The following is a 26619-nucleotide window of genomic DNA, read 5'->3' on the forward strand; positions in this document are numbered from 1 at the left end:
CTCTCGGGCTTTCCTCCGGGCTTTCGTTCTGTTCTGTTCTTGCGTTTCAGACTCTATCAGAGTCTGTCTCGCTTGTTTTCCGCCTTCCAGGTCATCCGCTTTCGCGCTTTCCCTTTCCGGCGAGTTCGACTCTATCAGATCCTTTCGGGCCTGACTCCCAGTCAACGGGGTTTGTCGTTCGGGCTGTTGGGCCCTTGCGACGAGTGAGACAGTAGCGGATTCCTTGCCCCCGAACCTAATCGGCGGCCGCGTTCGTGAACGCGGATTCCTCATTCGCAAATACGCATGAAAACGGGACGACAAAGTGAGTCGCTCGTTCGAATGTGTAGTGCGGGATGGCTGTCCGGGGACCGACCGGGGTCGGATGCTCACTTCGGACAACTCGAAGAACCTTACGGATCCAGCACGCGTGTGTCAACTCCAGGCTGACCCGCCCCGCGGAGGGTGGAAACCTCACGCCCTCCTCACCCCTCAGGGTCTAGCCTCTCCCCCATGACTACGCGTGCGCTCATGCTCGACCTCCGTTGGTGGGCCGCCTGACGGCGGCCCACCCACCACGCGAGCACGCACGCGCTCGACGGCCGCCGAATCTCGGCGGCCGTTTTTCGTTTCTCCCCTCCCGGGAGTGGCTCGGCCGCCCGACGCGGTGGCGTCGACGCCCACACCGACACGAGCAGGGAGCAGGGACATGACGAGGATCTTCAGCGGGGTCAAGCCGACGGGGCATCTGACGCTGGGGAACTACCTGGGGGCCGTACGTCAGTGGGTCGCCGCCGAGCAGGCGCCCGACGAGGCGCTGTTCTGCGTGGTCGATCTGCACGCCCTGACCGTGGAGCACGATCCGGCCCGGGTTCGCCGGCTCAGTCGGCAGGCGGCGACGCTGTTGCTCGCCGCCGGGCTCACTCCCGAGAAGTGCACGCTCTTCGTGCAGAGCCACGTGGACGAGCACGCCCGGCTCTCCTATCTGCTGGAGTGCACGGCTTCGGACGGGGAGCTGCGGCGGATGGTGCAGTACAAGGAGAAGGCGGCGAAGGCGCAGGCCTCGGGGGAAGGGGTGCGGCTGTCGCTGCTCACCTATCCCGTGCTGATGGCCGCCGATATTTTGGCGTACCGGACCGGAGAGGTGCCCGTGGGGGAGGACCAGCGGCAGCACGTCGAGCTGACCCGGGATCTGGCGGTGCGGTTCAACCAGCGGTACGGGTACACCTTCACCGTGCCCAAAGCCACGCATCCGGTGGTGGCGGCGCGGGTCATGGACCTGCAGGACCCGCGGTCGAAGATGGGGAAGTCGGGGGACACGGGGCCCGGGGTGGTGTTCATCCTCGACGAGCCCGAGGCGGTGCGGAAGAAGGTGATGCGGGCCGTCACCGACAGCGGGGAGGGCGGGGTGGTCTACGACCCGGCCGGGCGGCCGGGGGTCGCGAACCTGCTGGACGTCCTCGCCGCCTGCACCGGGGGCGAGCCGGCCGCGCTGGCCGACGGGTACACCGGGTACGGGGCGCTCAAGCGGGACGTGGCCGACGCCGTCGTGGAACTGCTGCGGCCGGTCCGCGTACGGCACGCGGAGCTCGCGGCCGATCCGGGGACGGTGGATGCGGTGCTGCGCGCGGGGGCCGGGCGGGCCCGGGCGATCGCGCGGCCCGTGGTCGACGCGGCGTACCGGGCCATCGGGCTGCTGGAGCCCTGAGGAGGGGAAGAGGGGCGGGCGTCGTTACGGGGCTGCGCGCGCGGCCCCGTAACGGCCGGCGGGTGTCAGCTGTTGCCGGAGGCGAGTTCGCGGCTGCGGTCGCGGGCCGCTTCGAGGGCGGCGATCAGGGCCGCCCGTACGCCGTGCTTCTCCAGCTCCACGATCGCGTTGATGGTGGTGCCGGCCGGGGAGGTGACGGCCTCGCGGAGCTTGACCGGGTGCTCGCCGCTGTCGCGGAGCATGACGGCGGCGCCGACGGCGGCCTGGACGATGAGGTCGTGGGCCTGGGCGCGGGGCAGTCCGAGGAGGATGCCGGCGTCGGTCATGGCCTCGACGAGGTAGTAGAAGTACGCGGGGCCGGAGCCGGAGAGGGCGGTGGCCGCGTCCTGCTGGGATTCCGGGACGCGCAGGGTCTTGCCGACGCCGCCGAAGATCTCCTCGGTGTGCGCGAGGTGCGCGGCGGTGGCGTGGCTGCCGGCCGAGATGACGGACATGGCCTCGTCGACGAGGGCGGGGGTGTTCGTCATGACGCGGACGACCGGGGTGCCCGGGGCGAGGCGCTCCTCGAAGAAGGAGGTCGGGATGCCGGCCGCGCCGCTGATGACCAGGCGGTCGGCGGGGAGGTGCGGGGCGAGCTCTTCGAGGAGCTTGCCCATGTCCTGCGGCTTCACGGTGAGGATGAGCGTGTCGGCGCGCTTGGCGGCCTCGGCGTTGGTGACGGCCTCGACGCCGTAGCGGGTGCGCAGCTCCTCGGCGCGCTCCGGGCGGCGGGCGGTGACGAGGAGCTTGGAGGCGGGGCGGCCGCCGCGGATCATCCCGCTGAGCAGGGCCTCGCCGATCTTGCCGGTACCGAGGACTGCGACTGTCTGGGTCATGCCCGATTCACCTCGTCGAACTGTTCCTGCACGCGTGCACGGTCTGCGTCTGCTTCCTCATCCTTGCACTCGTGGGAGGAAGCGAGGCGGGCTGTCCGCAGTCCGGTCAGGCCCGGTCCGGTCAGGCCCTATCCGGTCAGGGCGTCCGGCGGCGGAGGGTGGCGGCGCCGAGGGCGAGGACCAGCAGGGCGCATCCGGCGACGACCACGGCGTCGCGGACGAAGTCGGCGGTCATGTCGGTGTGGGTGAGGACCTGGTTCATGCCGTCGACGGCGTAGGACATGGGCAGGACGTTCGAGATCGCTTCGAGGACCGGCTGCATCGTGTCGCGGGCGGCGAACAGGCCGCACAGCAGCAGCTGGGGGAAGATCACGGCCGGCATGAACTGGACGGCCTGGAACTCGGAGGCCGCGAAGGCGGAGACGAAGAGGCCGAGGGCGGTGCCGAGCAGGGCGTCGAGGAGGGCGACGAGCAGGAGCAGCCACGGGGAGCCGACGACGTCGAGGCCGAGGACCCAGAGGGCGACGCCGGTGGCGAGGAGGGACTGGATGACCGCCATGGCGCCGAAGGCGAGGGCGTAGCCGGCGATGAGGTCGCCCTTGCCGAGCGGCATGGCGAGGAGGCGTTCGAGGGTGCCGGAGGTGCGCTCGCGCAGGGTCGCGATGGAGGTGATCAGGAACATCGTGATGAGGGGGAAGATCCCGAGGAGGGACGCGCCGATGCCGTTGAAGGTCTGCGGGCTGCCGTCGAAGACGTAGCGGAGCAGGATCAGCATCAGTACGGGGACCAGCAGCATCAGGGCGATGGAGCGCGGGTCGTGGCGGAGCTGGCGCAGGACGCGGGCGGCGGTGGCGACGGTGCGGGCGGTGCTCATCGGGTGCTCCCGTGGGGGGCCTGAGTGCTGGTGGCTTCGGCGTTCGCGGCGTCGACGAGGCGGAGGAAGCCCTCTTCGACGGTGTCCGCGTGGGTACGGGTGCGCAGTGCCTCGGGGGTGTCCTGCGCGAGGATGCGGCCCTCGCGCATGAGGAGGAGGTCGTGGCAGCGCTCGGCTTCGTCCATGACGTGGGAGGAGACGAGGAGGGTGGCGCCGCGGGTGGTGGTGATCTCGTGGAAGAGGTTCCACAGGTCGCGGCGCAGGACCGGGTCGAGTCCGACGGTCGGCTCGTCGAGGACGAGGAGCTCGGGGCTGCCGAGGAGGGCGACCGCGAGGGAGACCCTGCTGCGCTGGCCGCCGGAGAGGTTGCCGGCGAGGGCGGTGGTGTGGGTGGTGAGGTCGACGTCGGCGATGGCCCGGGTGACGGTCTCGCGGCGGCGCTCGGCGGCGGCGCGGCCGGGGTCGAGGATCGCGGCGAAGTAGTCGAGGTTCTGGCGGACGGTGAGGTCGTCGTAGACGGAGGGCGCCTGGGTGACGTAGCCGATGCGGGAGCGGAGTCCAGGGTGGCCGGCGGGGTGGCCGAGGACGTCGAGGGTGCCGGTGACGTGGGCCTGGGTGCCCACGACGGCGCGCATCAGGGTGGACTTTCCGCAGCCGGAGGGGCCGAGGAGGCCGGTGATGCGGCCCCGGGGGACGTCGAAGGCGAGGCCGTCGAGGACGGTGCGGGGGGTGCGGCCGGTGCCGCGGCGGACGGTCAGGCCGTCGGCGTGGACGGCGGCGGCCGCTTGGTTATTCATCATGTGATGAATAATGCTCCCGGCGGTGCCCCTGCGCAAGGCTGGGGCGGTGCGGGGTGCGGTGCCGGGCCGGGATGGCGCCCTGCGCCGGGGGCTACTTCTTGCGCTTGGGGCGGCGGGCGGCCGGGTTGCCGGTACGGGCACCGCGCCGGCGGGCGAACTCGGCCGTGGCGTGCTCGTACTCGGTGCGGCGCAGCTTCTCGCCGGGGGCCTCGACGAAGCAGCGCAGGAAGTACGCGATGAGGCTGCCGATGAAACCGATCGCCTTCAGGCCCTTGAGGGCCGTCTCGTCGGAGGACGGGGGCTGGCGGCGGCTGAAGGATTCCCAGGTCTTGACGAAGGCGATGGAGCTGGCGATCGCGAAGAGGACGACGACGGAGATGCTGAGGAACGCGCCGACGTTGCCGATCTCCAGGCCCTCGTAGGAGAACCGGAGCAGGAAGGCGCTGAGGACGGCGAGGATCAGCGCGACGAGGGCCGCTCCGACGCGGCGTGCGCCGTAGCCGCCGTCGTGGTTCACCCAGGTGGTGCCGAAGAACCGGATCGGCTCGGGCTCGGGGCCGGTGGGCACGGCGGGGGCCGGCTCGGCGGGGGTCTGGTCTCGCTGGTCGTCGCTCACACCAGCGATTATCCCCCGCCGGGCGGGGTCGGCCCGGGGTGTCTCACGGGGCGGGCCGTGAGATGGACCGGATGGGTGCGGGCGGGTCTCAGCCGCAGCGGCTGGTGATGTAGCCGTCGCTGCCGGTCTTCACGTAGGCGTCGGAGATGTACTCGCCGTTGCCGATGTTGTCCCAGATCGTCGTCGTGCCGTAGGGCCCGGAGACGTTCGCCCCCTCGCACTGGCAGCGAACGCCGACGGAGGCTCCGAGCGGCAGGACGCGGACGACCGCGTAATTGGTGCCGGGACCGTTGCGGACGTTCACCCGGTAGCCGGGCGCGACCGGGAAGGTCGGGAATCCCGACCCGGAAGTAAGGCTCTCGACTTGGCTTGAATCGCTCTCGACCGACATGTGAAAACTCCCCCCTTACGGTGTTGCACTGCGCAACTCGCGCAGGGTAGCAGGACCTTGGAGATGCGCACGGACCATCGACTAGGCTCCGGCAGGGGTGGTGAGCGGTGCGTGCAATACGTGCGGAATACGCGGGTTTTCCGGAGTACGCCGGGCAGTACCGGCTCGAGTCCGTGCTCGGTTCCGGCGGCATGGGCGTCGTCCACCTGGCCACCTCCGAGTCGGGGCTGAAACTCGCCGTCAAGATCGTGCATCCGCAGCATGCCGTGGATCCGGAGTTCCGGGCCCGGTTCCGGCAGGAGGTCGCGGCGGCCCGGCGGGTGAGCGGAGCGTTCACCGCGCCCGTCGTGGACGCGGATCCCGATGCCGAACGGCCGTGGATGGCCACGCTGTTCATCGACTCCCCGACCCTCTCCGAGCGGGTACGGGACCGCGTACTGGAACCCAAGGAGCTGACGCGGCTCGCCGCCGGCTTGGCGGAGGCCCTGCGGGACATCCACCGGGCGGGGGTCGTCCACCGGGACCTGAAACCCAGCAACGTGCTGATGGCCCCGGACGGGGTGCGGGTCATCGACTTCGGGATCTCGCGGCCCGCCGACAGCGATCTGCGGACCGAGACGGGCAAGCTGATCGGGACCCCGCCGTTCATGGCGCCGGAGCAGTTCCAGCGGCCTCGGGAGGTCGGGACCGCGGCCGATGTGTTCGCCCTGGGGGCGGTACTCGTCTACGCGGCGACCGGACGGGGGCCCTTCGACTCCGACAGCCACTACCTGGTGGCGTACCAGGTGGTGCACAGCGAGCCCGATCTGACCGGTCTGCCGGAGCGGCTCGTGCCGCTGGTCGCGCAGTGTCTGGCCAAGGATCCGGCGGACCGGCCGAGTGCGGACGCGCTGATCGTGGCGCTGCGGGCGTTGGCGTACCCGACCGATCAGGACACGCAGGCCTTCGTCCCGCGGCAGCGGGAACCCTTGGCCGACGAGGAGCCCACGCACCGCCGGGAGGCGATCGCCACCCCGGCCGAGGCTCCGGAACGCAGTCGGCGGACCCGGGTGGCCGTCGCGGCGGGGATCGGTCTTCTGCTGGTGGGGGGATCCGTGGGCGGCTACGCGTGGTCGGCGCCCGGCGACAAGCCCCCGAAGCAGCGGGCCGCGCCGGTGGTGCCCGCTCCGCAGCCGGTCCGGCCGTGGTCCGTGCGGTTGGGCGAACGGGGCGCGGCGTGCTCCTGGCAGGCAACAGCCCTGTACTGCTCGGGGCCCGGCTCGACGGTGACCCGCCTCGACACCGTGGACGGGTCCGCGGTGTGGACCGTACGGGCGGCCTCAGCGGACACCCTGACGGCCAAGGACAACGCCCCCCTGTTCGGGGGCGGGCTCGTCTTCGCGGTGGATCAGGGCGGCGGACTGCTCCAGGCCCTGGACGCCTCGACCGGCGCCGAGCGCTGGAGGCGAAACGTCCCGGAAGGCTCGCGCGTGGTGCCGGTCGGAACCCGCGTACTGATCGCCGCGAAGAACGGAAGCCTCACGGCACTGGACGCGACCACCGGTGCCGCACGGTGGACGAAGCACCTCGGCGGGCTGGGTTCCGTCTGGCGGGCCGGGTCCGGGGAGCCCGGCGGGCCGGTGCTGTACGGGGTGACACCGACCGCCGACGGCAGGTCGACCCAGCTTTCGGCCGTGGACCCGGCGACCGGGGCGGTGCGCTGGCAGACCCGTACGACCGGAATGCTGCAACCCGTCGGAGTGGCGGGCAGCCGGATGTACCTGCTGGACAGTGACGTGTCCGGGGGCACGGGCTCCGTCGTACGGGTGGAGCTGAGCACGCGCGCCGTGACGCGGGTGCGGCTCGCGACACCGCTCTACCAAGCCCAGGGGTCGGTGGGGCCGGACGGAGTCGTTTACGTCTTCGGAGCCCCCGGCGGACTGGCAGCCGTCGGCCCCGCCAAGGAGGAGTGGCGGACGGAGACCGGCTTGGCGGGTGCCTCCCGGCCGGTGTTCGGCGACGGGCACGTCTTCCTGACCGCGCCGGACGGACGGCTGCTGGCCTTCGACGCGGCGGGGGGAAAGCCCGCGGGCCAGACCAAGCCCCGGACCGGCACCGGCAAGGACACCTTCGCCGGGAGCCTGCCCGCGCCCGTGGTCGGGGACGGGCGGGTGTACGCGTCGGCGCCGGACGGCAGCGTGTTCGCCGTGGTGGCGGGGGATCCCGCCGGGTGGTGAGACGCGGACGGCCCCGTCCGACGGGTGTCGGACGGGGCCGGGGCCGGATCGTACGGGGTCAGCGCTCCAGGAGGCTGACGTCGCGGACCGCGCCCTTGTCGGCGCTGGTGGCCATCGCCGCGTAGGCGCGCAGGGCCGCGGAGACCTTGCGCTCGCGGTTCTTCGGGGCGTAGACGCCGCCCAGGGCCTCGTGGCGGGCGGCCAGCGTGGCGTCGTCGACCAGCAGCTCGATGGAGCGGTTCGGGATGTCGATGCGGATGCGGTCGCCGTCCTCCACGACCGCGATGGAGCCGCCCGAGGCCGCCTCCGGGGAGGCGTGGCCGATGGAGAGGCCCGAGGTGCCGCCGGAGAAGCGGCCGTCCGTGATCAGGGCGCAGACCTTGCCGAGGCCGCGGCCCTTGAGGAAGGACGTCGGGTAGAGCATCTCCTGCATGCCGGGACCGCCGCGCGGGCCCTCGTAGCGGATGACGACCACGTCGCCGGCCTTGATCTCCTTGCGGAGGATCTTGTCGACGGCCTCGTCCTGCGATTCGCAGACCACGGCCGGGCCCTCGAAGGTCCAGATCGACTCGTCGACACCGGCGGTCTTCACGACGCAGCCGTCGACCGCGATGTTGCCGCGCAGGACGGCGAGGCCGCCGTCCTTGGAGTACGCGTGCTGGACGGAGCGGATGCAGCCGCCCTCGGCGTCGAGGTCGAGGGTGTCCCAGCGCTCGGACTGGGAGAAGGCGGAGGCGGAGCGCTGGCAGCCGGGGCCCGCGTGCCACAGCTCCATGACCTCGTCGGGGGCCGTGCCGGAGCGGGCGTCCCACTTCGCGAGCCAGTCCTCCAGGTTGGCGGAGTGGACGGTGGTGACGTCCTTGTTGAGCAGGCCGCCGCGGTGGAGCTCGCCGAGCAGGGCGGGGATGCCGCCGGCCCGGTGGATGTCCTCCATGTAGTACGTGCCGCCGGGCGCCACGTTCGGCGCGACCTTGGCGAGGCACGGGACCCGGCGGGAGATCTCGTCGATGTCCGTGAGGTCGTACTTCAGACCGGCTTCCTGCGCGGCGGCGAGGAGGTGCAGGATCGTGTTGGTGGAGCCGCCCATGGCGATGTCGAGGGCCATGGCGTTCTCGAAGGCCTGACGGGTCGCGATGTTGCGGGGCAGGACCGACTCGTCGTCCTGCTCGTAGTAGCGCTTGGTGATCTCGACGATCGTGCGGCCGGCGTCCTCGTACAGGGCGCGGCGGGCGGTGTGCGTCGCGAGGACCGAGCCGTTGCCGGGGAGGGCCAGGCCGATGGCCTCGGCGAGGCAGTTCATCGAGTTGGCGGTGAACATGCCCGAACAGCTGCCGCAGGTGGGACAGGCGTTCTCCTCGATGCGGAGCACGTCCTCGTCGGAGACGCTGTCGTTCGAGGCGTCGACCATGGCGTCGATCAGGTCGAGCTTGCGGACGGTGCCGTCGACGAGGGTGGCCTGACCGGCCTCCATCGGGCCGCCGGAGACGAAGACGACCGGGATGTTGAGGCGCATGGCGGCCATCAGCATGCCGGGGGTGATCTTGTCGCAGTTGGAGATGCAGATCAGCGCGTCGGCGCAGTGCGCCTCGACCATGTACTCGACCGAGTCCGCGATCAGGTCGCGGGACGGGAGGGAGTACAGCATGCCGCCGTGGCCCATGGCGATGCCGTCGTCGACCGCGATGGTGTTGAACTCGCGGGGGACGGCGCCGGCGGCCAGGATCGCGTCGGAGACGATGCGGCCGACCGGGGCCAGGTGGGTGTGGCCGGGGACGAACTCGGTGAAGGAGTTGGCGACCGCGATGATCGGCTTCCCGATGTCCGCGCTCGCTACGCCCGATGCGCGCATCAGGGCACGTGCGCCTGCCATGTTGCGGCCGTGGGTGACGGTGCGGGACCTCAGCTCGGGCATCGGGTTCTCTCCCCATGTGTGCGGTGACGCGAGCGCCTGCCGCGACTGTGGATATGGCTCGGTTACGAGGCTACGCCCCCTGCCCGGGATCCGGACAGGCTGTCCGGATCCCGGGACGGGCGGCTCAGTAATTGGGCACGGGTGCGGAGCCTACGGGGCTGCGCGCGAGGGTGTCGCCCTTCCTCGGTGCCGTCATTCCTCGGTGAGGTAGCGCTGGAGGGTGGGGGCCACCAGGCCGATGATCGTCTCCGGGTCCGCCGACGCGAGGGGCTCGACCTGGACGACGTAGCGCAGGATCGCGATGCCGATCATGTGGGAGGCGGCGAGCTCGGCGCGGAAGGTCGGGTCCGGCACGTCGAGGTCGGCCGCGATCCGCTCCAGGAGGCGGTGCAGGATCAGCCGGCGCAGCACCTTCGCGGCGGCGTCGTGGGTGAGGGCCGAGCGGACCACGGCGAGCAGCGGGGTCCGGGTGACCGGGTTCTCCCAGACCCCGAGGAAGTAGCGGGCCAGCCGCTCGCCGATGCCGTCGGGGCCCGCGCCCATGATCGCGGGGAGGACGAGGGCGGGCTCCATGCTGAGCTCGATCGCGGCGGCGAACAGGTCGTCCTTGCTGCCGAAGTAGTGGTGCACCAGGGCCGGGTCCACGCCGGCCGCCTTGGCGATCCCGCGGACGGAGGTCTTGTCGTAGCCGCGCGCGGCGAACTCGGCGCGGGCGGCCAGGCGGATGCGCTCCTGGGTGCCGGGGCCGTCGTCGGCCTCGTCCTGGCGGGGGCGGCCGGGGCCGCGGCGGGGCTTGGACGGCGGGGGCGTGGTCACGGGTGCGGGGTCCTCGGTGCCGGGCCCGGGGCCGTCGCGAGGTGCAGGCGGGTGAAGGCCAGCGCCTCGGCGAGGTCGGCCTCGCGTTCCGCGGAGGACATCGCGCGGCGGGTGTTGACCTCGATGACGACGTGCCCGTCGAAGGAGGTGGCGGCGAGCCGCTCCAGGAGTTCGGCGCAGGGCTGGGTGCCGCGGCCGGGGACGAGGTGCTCGTCCTTCGCGGAACCGTTTCCGTCCGCGAGGTGGATGTGGGCGAGGCGGTCGCCCATCCGGTCGATCATCGCGGTCGCGTCCGTGCGGGCGGTCGCGGTGTGCGAGAGGTCGACCGTGAAGTGGCGGTAGTCGTCCTTGGTGACGTCCCACTCGGGCGCGTAGGCGAGCATTTCGCGGTCGCGGTAGCGCCAGGGGTACATGTTCTCGACGGCGAAGCGGACGTCGGTCTCGTCGGCCATCCGCCAGATGCCGGTCACGAAGTCGCGGGAGTACTGGCGCTGCCAGCGGAACGGCGGGTGGACGACGACCGTGCTCGCGCCGAGCTTCTCGGCTGCCGTCTGGGCGCGCTGGAGTTTGGTCCAGGGGTCGGTGGACCACACGCGCTGCGTGATGAGGAGGCAGGGGGCGTGGATCGCCAGGATCGGGACCTGGTGGTGGTCGGAGAGGCGGCGCAGGGCGTCGATGTCCTGGCTGACGGGGTCCGTCCAGACCATGACCTCGACGCCGTCGTAGCCGAGGCGCGCGGCGATCTCGAAGGCGGTCGCCGTTGACTCCGGGTAGACGGAGGCGGTCGAGAGGGCGACTCTCGCGGTCGGGATCCGGACTGGTTCTGCCACGGGGCCAGGGTATCGGGGTCGCCGTGGGGCCGAACCCTGACCGGCCCCGAGGGCGCGGCCCCCTCACAGGGCCACCGAGCCCCGGCAGCACCCCGGCCCCGCCGGCGTGTGAGGCGCGACGGCGGCGCCGCGCCGATCAGACGCCGATCAGACGCCGACCGGAGTGGACCGGCCGAGGTGGTCCAGGCGGCGGAGGATGACGCCTTCGCGGAGGGCCCAGGGGCAGATTTCCAGGGCTTCGACCCCGAGGAGATCCATCGCGCCCTCCGCAACCAGCGCTCCCGCGAGGAGCTGGTTCGAGCGGCCTTCCGAGACGCCCGGCAGGGCAGAGCGCTGGGCCGTGGTCATCGCCGCCAGTCTCGGGACCCATTCCTCCAGCGACTTCCGGGTCAGGTCCCGCTGGATGTAGAGGCCTTCCGCAGAGCGGGCCGCCCCCGCGATCCGGGCCAGTTGCTTGAAGGTCTTCGAGGTGGCCACCACCCGGTCCGGCGTCCCGAAGCGGCTGAACTCGCCGACCGTGCGGGCGATCTGGGCCCGTACGTGACGGCGCAGGGCCCGGATGTCCGCCGGGTCGGGCGGGTCGCCCGGGAGCCAGCCCGCCGTCAGGCGGCCGGCGCCCAGGGGGAGGGAGACGGCCGCGTCGGGGTCCTCGTCGATGCCGTAGGCGATCTCCAGGGAGCCGCCGCCGATGTCCAGGAGCAGCAGCTTGCCCGCCGACCAGCCGAACCACCGCCGCGCCGCGAGGAACGTCAGGCGGGCCTCGTCCTCGCCGCTGAGGACGGGGAGGTCGACGCCCGTCTCCGCCTTCACCCGGGCGAGGACCTCGTCGGCGTTCGTGGCTTCCCGTACCGCGCTCGTCGCGAAGGGGAGCACGTCCTCGCACCCCTTGTCCTCGGCGGCCTGCACCGCGTCCCCGATGACGGAAACCAGCCGCTCGACGCCCTCGGGCGTCACCGCCCCGTCCGCGTCGAGCAGCTCCGCCAGCCGCAGCTCCACCTTGTGCGAGTGCGCGGGCAGCGGGCGCGCACCGGGGTGCGCGTCCACCACCAGCAGATGGATCGTGTTCGAACCCACATCAAGGACACCGAGTCTCATGGGGGGAAACGCTACTGGTCCAAAGGCGTAGGGGTGGAGTAAGGGGCGCTTAGGCTGGGGTTTGTGCCAAATACGAAGAAGGCCAACAAGTCCAAGACCAAGGCCGGTAAGGCCGGCAAGCCCGCAAAGGACGCCACGGGTGCCAAGAGCGCCAAGGGCGCGCGGGCGGACGAGAAGGGGCTCGACTTTCCGCGGGCCTGGGTGGAGTTCCCCGACCCCGCAGACGAGGAGCAGGTCTTCCGCTGTGACCTGACCTGGCTCACTTCCCGCTGGACCTGCATCTTCGGCAGCGGCTGCCAGGGCATCCAGGCGGGCCGCGCGGACGACGGCTGCTGCACGCTCGGCGCGCACTTCTCCGACGAGGACGACGAGAAGCGGGTCGCCGAGAACGTGGCGCGGCTGACGCCGGAGCTGTGGCAGTTCCACGACGTCGGCAGCGAGACCGGGTGGACGCAGCACGACGACGACGGGGAGAAGCAGACCCGCCGCTGGGACGGTGCCTGCATCTTCCTGAACCGGCCCGGTTTCCCGGCGGGGGCCGGCTGTTCCCTGCACATCCTGGCGGTGCGCGGCGGGCAGGAGCCGCTGGAGACCAAGCCGGACGTGTGCTGGCAGCTTCCGATCCGGCGGACCTACGAGTGGATCGACCGGCCCGACGACACCCGGGTCCTGCAGGTGTCGATCGGCGAGTACGACCGGCGCGGCTGGGGCCCGGGCGGCCACGACCTGCACTGGTGGTGCACCTCGGCCACGTCCGCGCACGGCGCCGGCAAGCCGGTGTACGAGTCGTACCGCGCCGAGCTGACGGAGCTGATGGGCAAGGAGGGGTACGAGGAACTCGTACGGCTCTGCGAGGCGCGGCTCTCCTCGCTGCTGCCGATGGCCCCGCACCCGGCCGATCCCACCCCCGCCCCCACCCCCGCGCCGTAGGCGGTACGAGGCCTGCGGCCTACGGCGCCGGGGTCGGATCCGGCGTGGGCGTGGCCCCGTCCGTGGGACTCGGGGTCGGAGTGGGCGTCGGCGTGGGTGTCGGCTCCGGCGTCGGGGTCGGGGTCGGCGTGGGTGTGGGCGTCGGGGTGGGCGTCGGCTGCGGCTCGGGCGGGGTGGGCTGCGGGCCGGGCGGGGTGGGTGCCGGGCGGCCCCGGCCCCGGATGGAGATCACCGCGCCGGCCGGGTCCACCCCGACCCGGGCGCTCCAGGCCCCCACGGGCTGGGCTCCGGAGTCCACGGTGATCCGTAGGGTGACCGATTCTCCTGGCGCCAGCCGGCCCGAGGTCGTACTGGCCCGCAGCCACGGGGCGTCGGACCACAGCCGCCACTCGACCGGGGCGCCGCCCGACGCGGTGAGGGTGAGCAGGGTGGTCGTTCCGTGGGTGGAGGCGGCCGCGGTCAGCCGGCCCGGGGTGCCGGGAGCGCCGGGGGTGGAACTCGGCGGCGCGCCGCTGCTGATGACCTCCACGGAGACGTCCGGGGTCGCCCCGGCCGGGGCGAAGTCGGGGCCGTCGGTGGCGACGGCGGCGTTGCCCGCGTTCTCGTAGGCCGTCAGCGGGCGGCCGTCGGTACGGGCCGGCGGGAGCTCCGCCTCGCTCGCGGAGATGCGCGTGGAGCCGTTGCCGACGGGTTCCCCGGTGCTCGGGGCGCCGCGGTACGCCGCCCACAGCGCCAGCACCGGGGCCGCGACGACGGTGGCGACGACCGTGGTGGTCACGGCGCGGGTGCGCAGCCGGTCGCGGCGGGCCGCGCGGTCCTTGGGGTCCATCGGGAAGCCCGTGCGGTCGAAGCGCGGGCCGGTGCCGGCGCCCCGGCGGCCGCCGGAGCGGAGCATCGCGGCGCGGACGGCGGTGCGCGGGGCCGGAACCAGCGGGAGGGCGGCGGTGTTGATGCCGCCCGAGCCGGGCCAGGGCGCGCCGGCGCCCACGCGTTCGGCGACGCGGCGGCAGATCGGGCAGTCGTCGACGTGGCGGACGAGCTCGGCGCGCAGGGAGGAGGACAGGAGCAGGTTCCCGTCTCCCCCGCCTTCGCCGCCGTCGCCCCCGTCGACGGCGAGCCGGGACACGGTCGGGCAGTTGCCCGTCTCCACGACGGCGAGGGCGGCGCGGGTGCGCTCCACCTCGCAGGCGGCGCCGGAGAGCAGTTCGCGGGCGGCGGCCGGGGGCGTACCGAGGACGGCGGCGAGTTCGGGGACGCCGAGGCGGTGGCGGACGGCGAGTTCGAGTGCCTCGCGCTGCTCGGGACTGGTCCCGGCGGCCTCCGGCCAGGCGAGGCGGGCCAGCTCGGTGCGGCGGTAGGCGGACACGTCGAGCCCGCCGCCGCCGGGGCCGCCGGGGCCGCCGGGGCCGCCGGGGCCGGCCGACGCGGCGTTCGCCGTCGCGTTCTCAGCGGCGTTCGCGTCGGCGTTCACGGCCGCGTTCGCGTCGGCGCTCGCCGTCGTGGGATCCGGCGCACGTCCGGCGTTCGTGTGCTCCGGTGCACGCCGGGCGGAATGCGCTCCCCCGTACCCGTAGCGCGTACGCCGCCGCTCGGCGAGCCTGCGCAGGCAGGCCCAGCGCGCGAGGGCGTAGAGCCAGGCCCGCCGGTCCCCCTCGTCGGGGCAGCGGCCGGGATGGCGGTCGGCCACGGCGAGGACGTCGCCGAGCACGTCGGTGGCGGTGTCGTGGTCGCACAGGACCGAGAGGCAGTACGTGAACAGCCCGTCCAGGTAGGGCTCGTACCGGAACGGTGGCGGCTGCTCCACCCTGGTCGCCTCGGGGGGCGTGCGCCCGTGCGCCCGGTGTGCGCCGGTGCGCGGAGCGGGGTGTCCCTGGTTGCTGCTGGTCACTTGGCGACCGTAGGCGGCGCGCCGGTGGCGCTCCGGAAGCCTTCACCAGTTTTAGCCCTTACGGGTGAACGGATCGGCGTCGTGCTGACGACACCCCTGACGGTGCACGCCACGGCGTGTACGCCGGGACCACCTCGGGACCGCCCCGGGACCCCCGCGCCGCCCCCGCGCCGCCTCCGCGGAGGCCGCTCGGCGGGGGCTGTCGGTGGCGGCGGCTACGGTGGGCCGCATGGCTGCCCGTACATCTCGTTCATCCGCCAAGGACCGGCCGTCCTACCGTTGTACCGAGTGCGGGTACTCCACCGCCAAGTGGCTCGGCCGGTGCCCCGAGTGCCAGGCCTGGGGCACCGTCGAGGAGGTCGGCGGCGCGCCCGCCGTGCGCACCACCGCGGCCGGCCGGGTCACCACGGCCGCCGTGCCGATCGGGCAGGTCGACGTGCGGACGGCGACCGCGCGCAGCACGGGCGTGAGCGAGCTGGACCGGGTGCTGGGCGGCGGGCTGGTGCCCGGCGCGGTCGTCCTGCTGGCGGGCGAGCCGGGCGTCGGCAAGTCGACGCTGCTGCTCGACGTCGCGGCGAAGGCCGCCTCCGACGAGCACCGCACGCTGTACGTCACGGGCGAGGAGTCGGCGAGCCAGGTCCGGCTGCGGGCCGACCGGATCAACGCGCTCAGCGAGCACCTCTACCTGGCCGCCGAGACCGATCTGTCCGCCGTGCTCGGGCACCTCGACGCCGTGAAGCCCTCCCTGCTGATCATGGACTCCGTGCAGACGGTCGCCTCCCCCGAGATCGACGGTGCGCCCGGCGGCATGGCGCAGGTCCGGGAGGTGGCCGGGGCGCTGATCCGGGCCTCCAAGGAGCGCGGGATGTCCACGCTGCTGGTCGGCCACGTCACCAAGGACGGGGCCATCGCCGGTCCCCGGCTGCTGGAGCACCTGGTCGACGTCGTCCTGAGCTTCGAGGGCGACCGGCACGCGCGGCTGCGCCTCGTGCGCGGCGTGAAGAACCGGTACGGCACCACGGACGAGGTCGGCTGCTTCGAGCTCACCGACGAGGGCATCAACGGCCTCGCCGACCCGAGCGGGCTGTTCCTGACCCGCCGCACCGAGGCCGTCCCCGGCACCTGTCTGACGGTGACGCTGGAGGGCAAGCGGCCCCTGGTCGCGGAGGTGCAGGCGCTGACGGTGGACTCGCAGATTCCCTCGCCGCGCCGCACCACCTCCGGACTGGAGACCTCGCGCGTCTCGATGATGCTGGCGGTGCTGGAGCAGCGCGGGCGGATCACGGCGCTCGGCAAGCGGGACATCTACACCGCGACCGTGGGCGGGGTGAAGCTGACCGAGCCGGCCGCCGACCTGGCCGTCGCGCTGGCGCTGGCCTCGGCGGCCAGTGACGTACCGCTCCCGAAGAACCTGGTCGCCATCGGGGAGGTCGGCCTCGCGGGCGAGGTCCGGCGCGTGACGGGCGTGCAGCGGCGGCTCGCGGAGGCGTTCCGGCTGGGCTTCACGCACGCGCTGGTGCCGGTGGACCCGGGGAAGGTCCCGGCGGGCATGAAGGTGACCGAGGTCGCCGACATGGGCGACGCCCTACGGGTCCTGCCGCGCGGGCGGTCGCGTACGCCGGCGAAGGACACCAAGGACGCCGCCGCGGGCCAGTAGCCCTCCGCAAGCGCCCCTGAAGCACCCCGGAAGCCCTCCGGCCGGCCCTCCGCAGCAGGTCAGCGGGCCCGGACGGGGCGCTCCCCGGCCCGGCCCGGCCAAGGCACGGCGGGCGCCGGGGCCGCGCCGGTAGACTTCGGGATGGTCCGCCCGGCCGTACGCAGGCGGTACATCCCGCGACCGGAGGAGTGCAGTGGCAGCCAAGGACGGGGCAGCAGCATCCGGGAAGTCGGGCGCGAGCTCCAAGCAGGAGGCCATGATGCGCGCCTCGCTGAGCGCGGTCGCACCTGGTCAGCCCCTGCGTGATGGGCTCGAACGGATCGTTCGCGGCAATACCGGAGGGCTCATCGTCCTCGGGATGGACAAGTCGGTCGAGGCCATGTGCACGGGCGGTTTCGTGCTGGACGTGGAGTTCACCGCGACCCGGCTGCGCGAACTGTGCAAGCTCGACGGCGCGCTGATCCTGGACAAGGACATCACCAAGATCCTGCGGGCGGGCGTCCAGCTGGTGCCCGACGCGTCGATCCACACGGAGGAGACGGGCACCCGGCACCGGACCGCGGACCGGGTCTCGAAGCAGTGCGGTTTCCCGGTGGTGTCGGTCTCGCAGTCGATGCGGCTGATCGCGCTGTACGTGGACGGCGAGCGGCGCGTGCTGGAGGAGTCCGGGGCGATCCTGTCGCGGGCGAACCAGGCACTGGCCACGCTGGAGCGGTACAAGCTCCGCCTGGACGAGGTCGCCGGGACGCTGTCCGCGCTGGAGATCGAGGACCTGGTGACGGTCCGCGACGTCACGGCGGTGGCGCAGCGCCTGGAGATGGTCCGGCGCATCGCGACGGAGATCGCGGAGTACGTGGTGGAGCTCGGCACGGACGGCCGGCTGCTCTCCCTCCAGCTCGACGAGCTGACGGTCGGGATCGAGCAGGAGCGGGAGCTGGTCATCCGGGACTACGTGCCGGAGCCGACGGCGAAGCGTTCCCGCACGGTGGACGAGGCGCTGCCGGCGCTGGACGCGCTGACGCATCCGGAGCTGCTGGAGCTGGCCATCGTGGCGAAGGCCCTCGGGTACACGGGCTCGCCGGAGACCCTGGACTCGGCGGTGTCCCCGCGCGGGTACCGGCTGCTGGCGAAGGTGCCCCGGCTGCCCGGGGCGATCATCGAGCGGCTGGTGGAGCACTTCGGCGGGCTGCAGAAGCTGCTCGCGGCGTCGGTGGACGACCTCCAGACGGTCGACGGCGTCGGCGAGGCGCGTGCGCGCAGCGTCCGCGAGGGGCTGTCGCGGCTGGCGGAGTCCTCCATCCTGGAGCGGTACGTCTAGGCCTCGAACGGCGAGCACGCGGAGCACGTCGAGAGCACAGAGCACACGGAAGGGCCGGACCGCCCGTAGGCGGTCCGGCCCTTCCGTTCTGTCCGGCCCCGTCCACTCGGACCACTGGGGCTACTCGGGCTACTCCGGCTTCAGTACGAACGAGGTGCGGGCCACCGGCATCCCCGGGGACTTGACCTCCACCACGTAGGTGTCCGCCGCGGCCGCCCCCGCCGGAGGCGTCTGGCACTGGGTGGCCTCGCTGAAGTGGCGGTCCCAGTCCATGGCTTGCTTGGTCTCGCCCTGCGAGGGGACCCGGTAGAACACGTTGCCCGCGCCCGTCGGGCAGTCCGCCGAGGACCAGACCGACTTGGCGTTGCCGGCCTGGGTGATCGTCAGCACGGCCTGCTTCGGGCCGAGATCGACCTTGCAGGTCGTGCCCGAGACATTGCGCGCGATGAGTTCGAGGCGCGGCTTCTCGCCCGCCTCGTACTCGTTCTTGACGCTCTTGACCTCCCACTGGAGCGCACCGGGCGCGCACGTGGGCACCGGCGAGTCGGCCGGGACGACCTGGCCCGCCGAAGAGCCGCCGGAGCCGCCCGCCCCGCCCTGGTCGGCGCCTCCGGGATCGGTGCCCGGTTCGCCGCTCCCGCCCGTGCCGGGGCTCGCACCGGGGTCGGAGCCCGTGCCGGTGCCGGCGGTCCCGCCGGAGCCGCCGGAGCCCGACTCACCACGCCCGCCCGGGGCCTGAGTGATCGCCGGACCGGAACCCGAGGGTCCGGGGGTGATTTGGGTGACGGGACCGGAGCCGCCCTGGCCCTTGCCGTTGGTACTCGACTTGCCCGCACCGGAACTGACGGTCCATACGGCGAGCATCGCGAGGAGCGCGGCAACGGACGCCAGCACGGCCCTCCGTCGCCAGTAGATGGAGGAGGGGAGCGGCCCGACCGGATTGCGCAGAGATCCCACGGACGGAACCTTACGAGAGTTCGGGGCGCGATCAGTGCCCACATGCCGCGCACGCGCCTTGTTTTGCCGATGATCATCCTGCGGGGTGATCATCTGCGCCGGAACGGACCGGGAACGGACCGGGAACCGACCCGAGACCGCTCCGGAGCTGATCCGGAACTGATGAAGACGTTATTCCGATTTAGGTACCTTCAGTCACCATGGACAGCTCCGGCCTCTACCTCGACGTCACCGATTTCGCCCACTCGACCCCCGCCTGGGTGCAATCGGCGTTCGAGTTCTTCACCGAGTACGGGCTGCTCGTCTTCGGCGCCCTCTTCATAGCCGTGTGGTGGCGTTCGCGCGACGCCCGCGCCCCCCGCACGGTGGCGCTCGCGATCCTCGCCCCCTTCGTCACCGCCCTGGCCTACGTCGCCTCCGAGCTGGTGAAGTCCACCGTCGACGAGGAGCGCCCCTGCCGGGCCGTGGCCGGGGCGGCGGCCTCGCTCGTCACCTGCCCCGCCACCGGTGACTGGTCCTTCCCCAGCAATCACGCCACCATCGCGGGCGCGGCCGCCGTGGCGCTGGCACTGGCCGTGCGCAAGCTGGTGCTGCTGACCGTTCCGCTGGCCCTGCTGATGGCCTTCTCCCGCGTCTTCGTCGGCGTCCACTACCCGCACGACGTGGCCATGGGCCTGCTGCTGGGAGCGAGCCTCGCCGCGCTCGCCGCCCTCGCCCTCGCCGGCCCGGTGACCAGGGTCGTCACCGCCGTGCGGACCAGCGGCGGCCGCACGGCCGTCCTGATCACCGGCCCGGACCCCGCCCGTTAGGACGCGGCCGAGGAGCGGCGCCCGGGGCCGACACGACATCGCCCCGGCCCGAAACGTGCCAGGATGCCGTCTGCCATGACTGCAACCATTCCCACCACCGCGCTGCACTCCCCCGTCATCGCGTGGTTCGAAGCACACGCCCGCGACCTGCCCTGGCGCCGCCCCGAGGCCGGCCCCTGGGGGGTGATGGTCAGCGAGTTCATGCTCCAGCAGACCCCCGTCAACCGGGTCCTGCCGGTCTACGAGCAGTGGCTCGCCCGCTGGCCCCGGCCCGCCGACCTCGCCGCCGACGCCCCCGGGGAGGCCGTACGCGCCTGGGGCCGTCTCGGCTACCCGCGCCGGGCCCTGCGCTTGCACGGCGCGGCCCTCGCCATAACGGAGCGGCACGGGGGCGACGTACCGCGCGAGCACGCGCAGCTGCTGGCCCTGCCGGGGATCGGCGAGTACACGGCGGCGGCCGTGGCCTCCTTCGCGTACGGACAGCGGCACGCGGTCCTCGACACCAACGTGCGCCGGGTCTTCGCGCGCACCGCGACCGGGGTCGAGTACCCGCCGAACGCCACGACCGCCGCCGAACGGCGCCTGGCGCGGGCCCTGCTGCCCGAGGACGAGGACACCGCGGCCCGCTGGGCGGCGGCCTCCATGGAGCTCGGGGCGCTGGTGTGCACGGCCAAGAACCCGGACTGCGGGAGCTGTCCGGTGGCCGGGCTGTGCGCGTGGCGGCTGGCGGGCAAGCCCGCCCACGAGGGACCGCCGCGGCGCGGGCAGACGTACGCCGGGACCGACCGGCAGGTGCGCGGCAAGCTCCTCGCGGTGCTGCGCGAGGCGGTCGGCGCCGTGCCGCAGTCCCTCCTCGACACCGTCTGGGAGGAGCCCGTACAGCGGGCCCGGGCGCTCGACGGACTGGTCTCGGACGGGCTCGTGGAACCGCTGCCCGGCCTCATGTACCGGCTGCCGGCCGCCCCCGCCAAGGCCGGACCCGACACCTCCTCCTGAAGCCGCCTGAGGCTGACTCAGGGATTCCGCTTGTCCGGGGAAACCGCAGCTCACGGGCTCTGTTACATAACCTATGGGTGTCCGTGCGCCCACCGAAGGCTCACCCGCACAGGCCCGTGACAACGCCTCCGTACCGTCGAATCCGTAAGACAGCGGTTCAGCGGTTGGTCGGAACGGAGGCGGTCTGAGATGGCGCACGGCGAGGTACTCGAATTCGAAGAGTACGTACGCACCCGGCAGGACGCGCTGCTGCGCAGTGCCCGTCGCCTGGTTCCGGACCCGACCGACGCACAGGACCTCCTGCAGACCGCGCTCGTGCGCACCTACGGCCGCTGGGACGGCATCGCCGACAAGTCCCTTGCCGACGCCTACCTGCGCCGTGTCATGATCAACACCCGGACCGAATGGTGGCGGGCCCGCAAGCTCGAAGAGGTTCCCACCGAGCAGCTCCCCGACGCCTCCGTCGAGGACGGTTCGGACCAGCGCGCCGACCGCGCCCTGCTCATGGACATCCTCAAGGTGCTCGCGCCCAAGCAGCGCAGTGTGGTGGTGCTGCGACACTGGGAGCAGATGAGCACCGAGGAGACGGCTGCGGCGCTCGGTATGTCGGCGGGAACCGTGAAGAGCACTCTGCACCGCGCACTGGCCCGCCTCCGGCAGGAACTGGAGAGCCGGGACCTGGACCTGCGCGCGCTGGAGCGCGGTGACCACACCATCCGGTACGAGGGGCGTGAGCGGTGCGCGGCCTGATTGGCCCAAGACTGAGCGGCAAGAGCTCGGTGGTACTGATGTCGGCGGGGACGATCGTCCTCGTCGGCACCGTGCTGTTCGCGGTCGGCTGCTCGACGGGGGGAACGGGGCTGCGGGACGGCGGCCCGGCCCGTACCGAGTCCGTGGCCAAGACCGGAGCCCCCACGTCGGCGGCCTCCGACCACGACGCGGGCGCCTCCACCGCCCTCGTCCCCCAGTCCTCCGGGAAGCCGGGCCCCAAGGTCGACCCGATCGCCCTGATCAAGGCGGACCCCAAGATCAGCGCCGAGACCAAGCGGGACCTGAAGCCCTGCTCGGGCAAGGAGTACCCGGTGGACGTCAGCTACGGGAAGGTCACCGGCGGCCCGGAGGTCGACATCGTGGTCAACGTCCTGTCCTGCGCCGACGCGCTGGGCCGCGGTTCGTTCGTGTACCGGGCGGACGGGGCCTCGTACGAGAATGTCTTCTCGGACGAGCAGCCGCCCGTCTACGCCGAGATCGACCGGGGCGACCTGGTCGTCACCAAGCCGGTCTACGGGAAGAGCGACGCGCTCTCCTACCCCTCGGGCGAAGACCTGATCACGTACCGCTGGAACGGGGAACGGTTCACCGAGCAGGACCGGGTGCACACCGACTACAGCAACGTGGTCGACGGCGGGACGCTCCCCGCCCCGGCCGTCAGCCCGAAGAACTGAGCAACGAGTACCGAGGCGAGGCGAAGCTCCCCATGGCCGAGACCCATGTGCTGTTCGTGGAGGACGACGACGTCATCCGTGAGGCCACGACCCTGGCGCTGGAACGCGACGGGTTCGTGGTCACGGCCATGCCCGACGGGCTGTCCGGCCTGGAGTCCTTCCGCGCGAACCGGCCCGACATCGCGCTGCTCGACGTGATGGTGCCCGGGATGGACGGCGTGAGCCTGTGCCGCCGCATCCGCGACGAGTCCACCGTTCCCGTCATCATGCTGTCCGCGCGCGCCGACTCCATCGACGTGGTCCTGGGCCTGGAGGCGGGCGCCGACGACTACGTCACCAAGCCCTTCGACGGCTCCGTCCTCGTCGCCCGCATCCGCGCGGTCCTGCGCCGCTTCGGCCACGCCGGCGGCCCGCAGGGCGGGTCCGAGGACGACGACTCCGGCGAGCGCGGGGTGCTGGCCTTCGGCGACCTGGAGGTCGACACGGAGGGCATGGAGGTGCGCAAGGCGGGCGCCTCGGTGGCGCTGACCCCCACCGAGATGCGGCTCCTGCTGGAGTTCTCCGGCTCCCCCGGCACCGTGCTCTCGCGCGACCGGCTGCTGGAGCGGGTCTGGGACTACGACTGGGGCGGCGACACACGCGTCGTGGACGTCCACGTCCAGCGACTGCGCACCAAGATCGGACAGGACCGGATCGAAACCGTCCGGGGATTCGGATACAAGCTCAAGGCCTGATGCCTTGGGAGCAACCAGCACGGGGGACGAGCGCGGGATGAAATCTGAATGAAGCGGTTCACCCTGCGGACCGGGATCCGCTGGAAGATCACGCTCGCCATCGCGTCCGTGGGCGCGCTGACCGCCATCGCGCTGAGCCTGGTGGTGCACAGCGCTGCCCGCGTCTCGATGCTGGAGAGCGCGCGCGAAGTGCAGCTCGACCGGGTGCAGTTCATCTCCCGCAACGCCGAGGCCGGCCGCAAGCCGCCCATGGGCGCCAAGCTCAACGACCCGGACCTGCCCGGTGAGCTGCGCGAGAAGGCCCGGTCGGGGCGGCGCGGCACCTACATCCAGGACAACCCGGGCGGGCTCCCCGAGGTGTGGGCGGCCGTACCGCTCGGCAACGGGCAGGTGCTGTCGCTCCACACGCAGTTCCGGGAGAGCGCCAACATGGTGCGCGACCTGGACCGGGCCCTGGTCATCGGCTCCCTGGCCGTGGTCGTCGGCGGGTCGGCGCTCGGTGTGCTGATCGGCGGCCAGATCTCGCGTCGGCTGCGCAAGGCCGCGGCCGCGGCGCAGCGCGTCGCGCACGGGGATCCCGAGGTACGGGTGCGGGACGCGGTCGGGGGCGTCGTACGCGACGAGACCGACGACCTGGCGCGGGCGGTCGACGCCATGGCGGACGCGCTCCAGCAGCGGCTGGAGGCGGAGCGGCGGGTCACCGCCGACATCGCGCACGAACTGCGCACCCCGGTGACGGGCCTGCTCACGGCGGCGGAACTGCTGCCGCCGGGCCGGCCGACCGAGCTCGTACGGGACCGCGCGCAGGCGCTGCGCGCACTGGTCGAGGACGTCCTGGAGGTGGCCCGGCTGGACAGCGCGTCCGAGCGGGCCGAGCTCCAGGAGGTGGCACTGGGCGAGTTCGTGCAGCGCCGGGTCACCTCGCTGATGCCGGAGGCCAGCGTACGGATCGTCGCCGACGAGATCGTCAGCACCGATCCGCGCCGCCTGGAGCGGATCCTCGGGAACCTCCTCGCGAACGCCGCGCGGTACGGGCGGGCTCCGGTCCAGGTCGATGTCGAAGGCCGCGTCGTACGGGTCCGGGACCACGGGCCGGGCTTCCCCGAGGCCCTGCTCCGCGAGGGGCCGAGCCGGTTCCGGACCGGGTCCACGGACCGGGCCGGGGTGGGGCACGGGCTGGGGCTGACCATCGCGGAGGGACAGGCACGGGTGCTGGGCGCCCGGCTGACGTTCCGCAACGTGGCCGCCCCCGGCGGCTTCGACCACAGCGGCGCGGCCGCGGGGGCGGTGGCGGTGCTGTGGCTGCCCGAACACGCGCCGACGGCGACGGGGAGCTTCCCGACGCTGCGGCGGGAGGACTGAGCGGGGGCGGTGCCGCGACCGGCGCGGGGACCGACGTGGGGACCGACGTCGTGATCGGGATCGGTGGCGGGATCGGCGTCGGGATCGGTGTCGTATCGCGACCATCGGCTGTTCGCTTGCGGACGCCGATGTTTTAGCATCCGAACCATGACTGACGGTACGGATCGCCCGCACAGCCCCCAGCCCGAGCCCGCCCCGGAGGGTGGCGGGTACGGGTTCCCGCCGGGAATACCCGCGCCGGGCGGCTACGGGTTCCCGCCCGGCTCCCCCGACCGGACCGCGTCGGGCGATGACAGCGTCCATCCGCAGAGCGGTGGCTACGGCTACCCGCCGGCCGGTGGTTACGGCTACCCGCCGGGCCCGCCCGCGCCCGGCACCTTCGGTCCCCCGCTGCCGTTCCCGGAGGAGCCCGGACCGAACGGACCGCAGGCACCGAACGGCCCGTACGGCCTGAACGGCCCCGACCTGAACCCGCCGCCCGTCACCTTCGGAGACGGGCCCGACTGGGAGGCGATGGCCGACCGGTCGGCCGCCGAGCGGCGCAAGAAGCGGCTGTGGATGGTGGGCGGCGCGGTGACCGTCCTGCTGCTGCTCGCCGGAGGCGGAGCGTTCGTACTGCTGCGGGACGGCAAGACCGGCGCGAAGGACGTGGCGGACAACGCCCCCTCCTCCTCCCCCAGCGTCTCCGCGCCGGCGTCCGGGTCTCCCGATCCCGACGCCTCCCCGTCGAAGGGGTACTCCCCCACCGTGTCCAGCGACGTCTCCCTGCTCCGGGACGGCGTCGGCAAGACCAGCATCCGCATGGGGCCCGAGGCCACGGTGCCCAAGGTGACCACGCGCTACGAGCTCACCCTCAAGGGCAATCCGAACTCGTACGCCCAGGCCACCGAGCCGGGCGTGGACACGACCAAGAGCTTCACCCTCGCGGCCCGCGTCAACAACGCCTCCACGGCGAAGGGCACGCACGTCGTGATGAGCCAGGGCACCGGGGAGGCGTTCTCCATCGAGCTCGGCGCGGACGAGGTGGACGGCAAGCAGGCCTGGGTGTTCCGCGTGCGGACCACCGAGAAGAGCGCCACGCCCACGGTGGTGACGGTCTCCTCCACGGGGAAGAAGACGGTCAAGACCTGGGCGGTGCTGCTGGCCGTGTACGACGCGGAGAAGAAGATGATCCATCTCTACGTGGACGGCAAGCAGGCCGGCGAGGCCGCGGTCCCGGGGATCTGGCAGAACTCCGGCCCCCTGCAGCTCGGCCGGGCCCGCCATCAGGACGCGTGGGCCGGCGCGTTCAAGGGGGCGATGAACCAGATCCGGATCTACGAATCGGCCTTCACCCCCGAGCAGGCCGCCGCCCACCGCAAGGGCGACCTGGACGCCGCGGGCCGCGCCACGGCGACCCACGCCTGGGTGACCGGCTGATCGGACGGGGGCTGATCGGACGGTGCCGGATCAGACCGTGCCGGATCAGACGGTGACGCCGACCGTCCGCAGGAAGGACACCGGGTTCACGGCCGAGCCGTAGTTCGGGGTGGTCCGGATCTCGAAGTGGAGGTGCGGGCCGCTCGAGTTGCCGGTGTTGCCGGAGAGGGCGATCCGCTCGCCCTTGGAGACCTTCTCGCCGATGTTGACCTGGATCTTCGAGAGGTGCGCGTACTGGGAGTACGTGTTGTTCGCGTGCTTGATCACGATGGCGTTGCCGTAGGCCGGGCCGTCGCCGCCGCCGTTGGGGCCGGCCTTGACCACGGTGCCCGCGGAGACGGCGTCCACCGGGGTGCCGACCGGGACGGCGAAGTCCTGGCCGGAGTGCTTGTGCGACCACATGGTGCCGCCCTTGCCGAAGGTCGCGGAGAGCGTGTACTTCGACACCGGCTTCTCCCAGAGGGAGGCCTGTGCCTTGAGGGCCGCGGCCTGGGCGGCCGCCTGCTCGGCGACGAGCTGGACCGTACCGGTCAGCTCGGCCTGGGGCACCTCGTCGGCGAAGGCCGCGGTCGTCCCGGCCCCGAGAGCCAGGGCCGCGCCGAGGGCGGTGGCGCCGATGGCGATACGGGTACGACGGGTGCTGACGCGCTTCGCGGACATGAAGGAAACCTCCGGGCCGGGGACGGGGAGAGTGCTGCGGGCAAGAAAGGACCCGGCACGCTGAGCAGGTGCCGGGCTTGCTTGCTCATCCTTGGTAACCCGGGCACCCCGGCTTCCCCAAACCTCCCCGGTACTACCCGGGCTCGTAGGTGCGGAGGGGGCTGTCAGCCCTGTTGACCGCCCCACCACTGGGGCAGCGGTGGGGCAAATCGGACATCGATCTCTACGAATGTTCCTAGTAGGTCCGATTTGCCCTGTGCGGCTTGTCACCGGCGCGGGACCTCCGGCGCCTCCCCGCCGGGACCAAAGCCCTGCGACCGGCGTCACACCGG

Annotated in this window: 24 protein-coding genes; 12 read left to right on the forward strand and 12 right to left on the reverse strand. The window is 72.6% G+C overall.

Features of this window, described 5'->3' with window-relative positions; translation table 11 throughout:
* Nucleotides 1-688: 688 nt before the first annotated feature.
* The gene (trpS, locus tag ACFYYB_RS36615) at nucleotides 689-1687 is read left to right on the forward strand and encodes a tryptophan--tRNA ligase (RefSeq protein ID WP_389441841.1); all 999 of its coding nucleotides are present in this window, start codon (nucleotides 689-691) and stop codon (nucleotides 1685-1687) included.
* Between the two features lie 65 nt (nucleotides 1688-1752).
* Here trpS and proC read toward each other — a convergent pair whose 3' ends face one another.
* From proC to ACFYYB_RS36640, 5 genes are all read right to left on the reverse strand, one after another.
* Nucleotides 1753-2562, reverse strand: a complete 810-nt coding sequence (gene proC / locus ACFYYB_RS36620; RefSeq protein WP_389441843.1) for a pyrroline-5-carboxylate reductase — start codon at nucleotides 2560-2562, stop codon at nucleotides 1753-1755.
* A 136-nt stretch (nucleotides 2563-2698) separates the two neighbouring features.
* Nucleotides 2699-3436 carry an ABC transporter permease gene (locus ACFYYB_RS36625; protein WP_389441845.1) on the reverse strand — a complete coding sequence of 246 codons (738 nt, stop codon included), beginning with the start codon at nucleotides 3434-3436 and terminating at the stop codon, nucleotides 2699-2701.
* Nucleotides 3433-4236, reverse strand: coding sequence for an ABC transporter ATP-binding protein (locus ACFYYB_RS36630; protein WP_389441848.1), 804 nt, complete (start codon nucleotides 4234-4236; stop codon nucleotides 3433-3435). The genes ACFYYB_RS36625 and ACFYYB_RS36630 overlap by 4 nt, the downstream gene beginning before the upstream one ends.
* 91 nt (nucleotides 4237-4327) lie before the next feature.
* A complete protein-coding gene (locus ACFYYB_RS36635; RefSeq protein WP_389442336.1) occupies nucleotides 4328-4861 on the reverse strand; it encodes a hypothetical protein in 534 nt (177 codons plus the stop codon).
* A gap of 79 nt (nucleotides 4862-4940) precedes the next feature.
* Complete coding sequence (locus tag ACFYYB_RS36640) at nucleotides 4941-5243, reverse strand: peptidase (RefSeq protein ID WP_389441851.1); 303 nt, start codon at nucleotides 5241-5243, stop codon at nucleotides 4941-4943.
* 107 nt (nucleotides 5244-5350) lie between these two features.
* Between ACFYYB_RS36640 and ACFYYB_RS36645 the strand changes: the two genes are divergently transcribed.
* A complete protein-coding gene (locus ACFYYB_RS36645) occupies nucleotides 5351-7459 on the forward strand; it encodes a PQQ-binding-like beta-propeller repeat protein (protein ID WP_389441854.1) in 2109 nt (702 codons plus the stop codon).
* Between the two features lie 58 nt (nucleotides 7460-7517).
* Here ACFYYB_RS36645 and ilvD read toward each other — a convergent pair whose 3' ends face one another.
* The 4 genes from ilvD to ACFYYB_RS36665 all read right to left on the reverse strand — a co-directional run bounded on the left by ilvD (nucleotide 7518) and on the right by ACFYYB_RS36665 (nucleotide 12112).
* The gene (gene ilvD / locus ACFYYB_RS36650) at nucleotides 7518-9371 is read right to left on the reverse strand and encodes a dihydroxy-acid dehydratase (protein WP_389441856.1); all 1854 of its coding nucleotides are present in this window, start codon (nucleotides 9369-9371) and stop codon (nucleotides 7518-7520) included.
* A 192-nt stretch (nucleotides 9372-9563) separates the two neighbouring features.
* A complete protein-coding gene (locus ACFYYB_RS36655) occupies nucleotides 9564-10187 on the reverse strand; it encodes a TetR family transcriptional regulator (protein ID WP_389441859.1) in 624 nt (207 codons plus the stop codon).
* Entirely contained in the window at nucleotides 10184-11017 is an 834-nt protein-coding gene (locus ACFYYB_RS36660; RefSeq protein WP_389441862.1) for a sugar phosphate isomerase/epimerase family protein, read from the reverse strand. The genes ACFYYB_RS36655 and ACFYYB_RS36660 overlap by 4 nt, the downstream gene beginning before the upstream one ends.
* A gap of 147 nt (nucleotides 11018-11164) precedes the next feature.
* Nucleotides 11165-12112, reverse strand: a complete 948-nt coding sequence (locus ACFYYB_RS36665; RefSeq protein WP_389441864.1) for a Ppx/GppA family phosphatase — start codon at nucleotides 12110-12112, stop codon at nucleotides 11165-11167.
* Nucleotides 12113-12175: 63 nt separating this feature from the next.
* Between ACFYYB_RS36665 and ACFYYB_RS36670 the strand changes: the two genes are divergently transcribed.
* The gene (locus ACFYYB_RS36670) at nucleotides 12176-13042 is read left to right on the forward strand and encodes a hypothetical protein (protein ID WP_389441866.1); all 867 of its coding nucleotides are present in this window, start codon (nucleotides 12176-12178) and stop codon (nucleotides 13040-13042) included.
* Between the two features lie 19 nt (nucleotides 13043-13061).
* On the opposite strand, the gene ACFYYB_RS36675 is transcribed toward ACFYYB_RS36670, so the two are convergent.
* Nucleotides 13062-14930, reverse strand: coding sequence for a hypothetical protein (locus ACFYYB_RS36675; protein WP_389441869.1), 1869 nt, complete (start codon nucleotides 14928-14930; stop codon nucleotides 13062-13064).
* A 229-nt stretch (nucleotides 14931-15159) separates the two neighbouring features.
* Between ACFYYB_RS36675 and radA the strand changes: the two genes are divergently transcribed.
* On the forward strand, nucleotides 15160-16587 hold the full coding sequence (gene radA / locus ACFYYB_RS36680) for a DNA repair protein RadA (RefSeq protein WP_389441872.1): 1428 nt from the start codon (nucleotides 15160-15162) through the stop codon (nucleotides 16585-16587).
* 193 nt (nucleotides 16588-16780) lie between these two features.
* Nucleotides 16781-17905: a DNA integrity scanning diadenylate cyclase DisA gene (gene disA, locus ACFYYB_RS36685; RefSeq protein WP_243339766.1), complete on the forward strand. Its 1125-nt coding sequence runs from the start codon at nucleotides 16781-16783 to the stop codon at nucleotides 17903-17905.
* 129 nt (nucleotides 17906-18034) lie between these two features.
* On the opposite strand, the gene ACFYYB_RS36690 is transcribed toward disA, so the two are convergent.
* On the reverse strand, nucleotides 18035-18862 hold the full coding sequence (locus ACFYYB_RS36690) for a hypothetical protein (protein WP_389441875.1): 828 nt from the start codon (nucleotides 18860-18862) through the stop codon (nucleotides 18035-18037).
* A gap of 200 nt (nucleotides 18863-19062) precedes the next feature.
* Between ACFYYB_RS36690 and ACFYYB_RS36695 the strand changes: the two genes are divergently transcribed.
* From ACFYYB_RS36695 to ACFYYB_RS36725, 7 genes are all read left to right on the forward strand, one after another.
* Complete coding sequence (locus ACFYYB_RS36695) at nucleotides 19063-19671, forward strand: phosphatase PAP2 family protein (RefSeq protein ID WP_389441877.1); 609 nt, start codon at nucleotides 19063-19065, stop codon at nucleotides 19669-19671.
* A 75-nt stretch (nucleotides 19672-19746) separates the two neighbouring features.
* Nucleotides 19747-20667: an A/G-specific adenine glycosylase gene (locus ACFYYB_RS36700; protein ID WP_389441879.1), complete on the forward strand. Its 921-nt coding sequence runs from the start codon at nucleotides 19747-19749 to the stop codon at nucleotides 20665-20667.
* Between the two features lie 189 nt (nucleotides 20668-20856).
* Complete coding sequence (locus tag ACFYYB_RS36705; protein ID WP_389441882.1) at nucleotides 20857-21417, forward strand: SigE family RNA polymerase sigma factor; 561 nt, start codon at nucleotides 20857-20859, stop codon at nucleotides 21415-21417.
* Nucleotides 21418-21455: 38 nt separating this feature from the next.
* Nucleotides 21456-22112, forward strand: coding sequence for a hypothetical protein (locus tag ACFYYB_RS36710; RefSeq protein ID WP_389441885.1), 657 nt, complete (start codon nucleotides 21456-21458; stop codon nucleotides 22110-22112).
* A 32-nt stretch (nucleotides 22113-22144) separates the two neighbouring features.
* Entirely contained in the window at nucleotides 22145-22846 is a 702-nt protein-coding gene (gene cseB, locus ACFYYB_RS36715; RefSeq protein WP_389441889.1) for a two-component system response regulator CseB, read from the forward strand.
* Nucleotides 22847-22894: 48 nt separating this feature from the next.
* Nucleotides 22895-24208 (forward strand): two-component system sensor histidine kinase CseC, encoded by a 1314-nt coding sequence (gene cseC / locus ACFYYB_RS36720; RefSeq protein WP_389441891.1) that lies wholly within the window; start codon nucleotides 22895-22897, stop codon nucleotides 24206-24208.
* 147 nt (nucleotides 24209-24355) lie between these two features.
* On the forward strand, nucleotides 24356-25627 hold the full coding sequence (locus ACFYYB_RS36725) for a LamG-like jellyroll fold domain-containing protein (RefSeq protein WP_389441894.1): 1272 nt from the start codon (nucleotides 24356-24358) through the stop codon (nucleotides 25625-25627).
* 45 nt (nucleotides 25628-25672) lie between these two features.
* Here ACFYYB_RS36725 and ACFYYB_RS36730 read toward each other — a convergent pair whose 3' ends face one another.
* Entirely contained in the window at nucleotides 25673-26287 is a 615-nt protein-coding gene (locus ACFYYB_RS36730; protein ID WP_389441897.1) for a M23 family metallopeptidase, read from the reverse strand.
* Nucleotides 26288-26619 lie beyond the last annotated feature (332 nt).

This window comes from Streptomyces sp. NPDC002886 (assembly GCF_042888445.1).
In the GTDB taxonomy this organism is placed as follows: domain Bacteria; phylum Actinomycetota; class Actinomycetes; order Streptomycetales; family Streptomycetaceae; genus Streptomyces.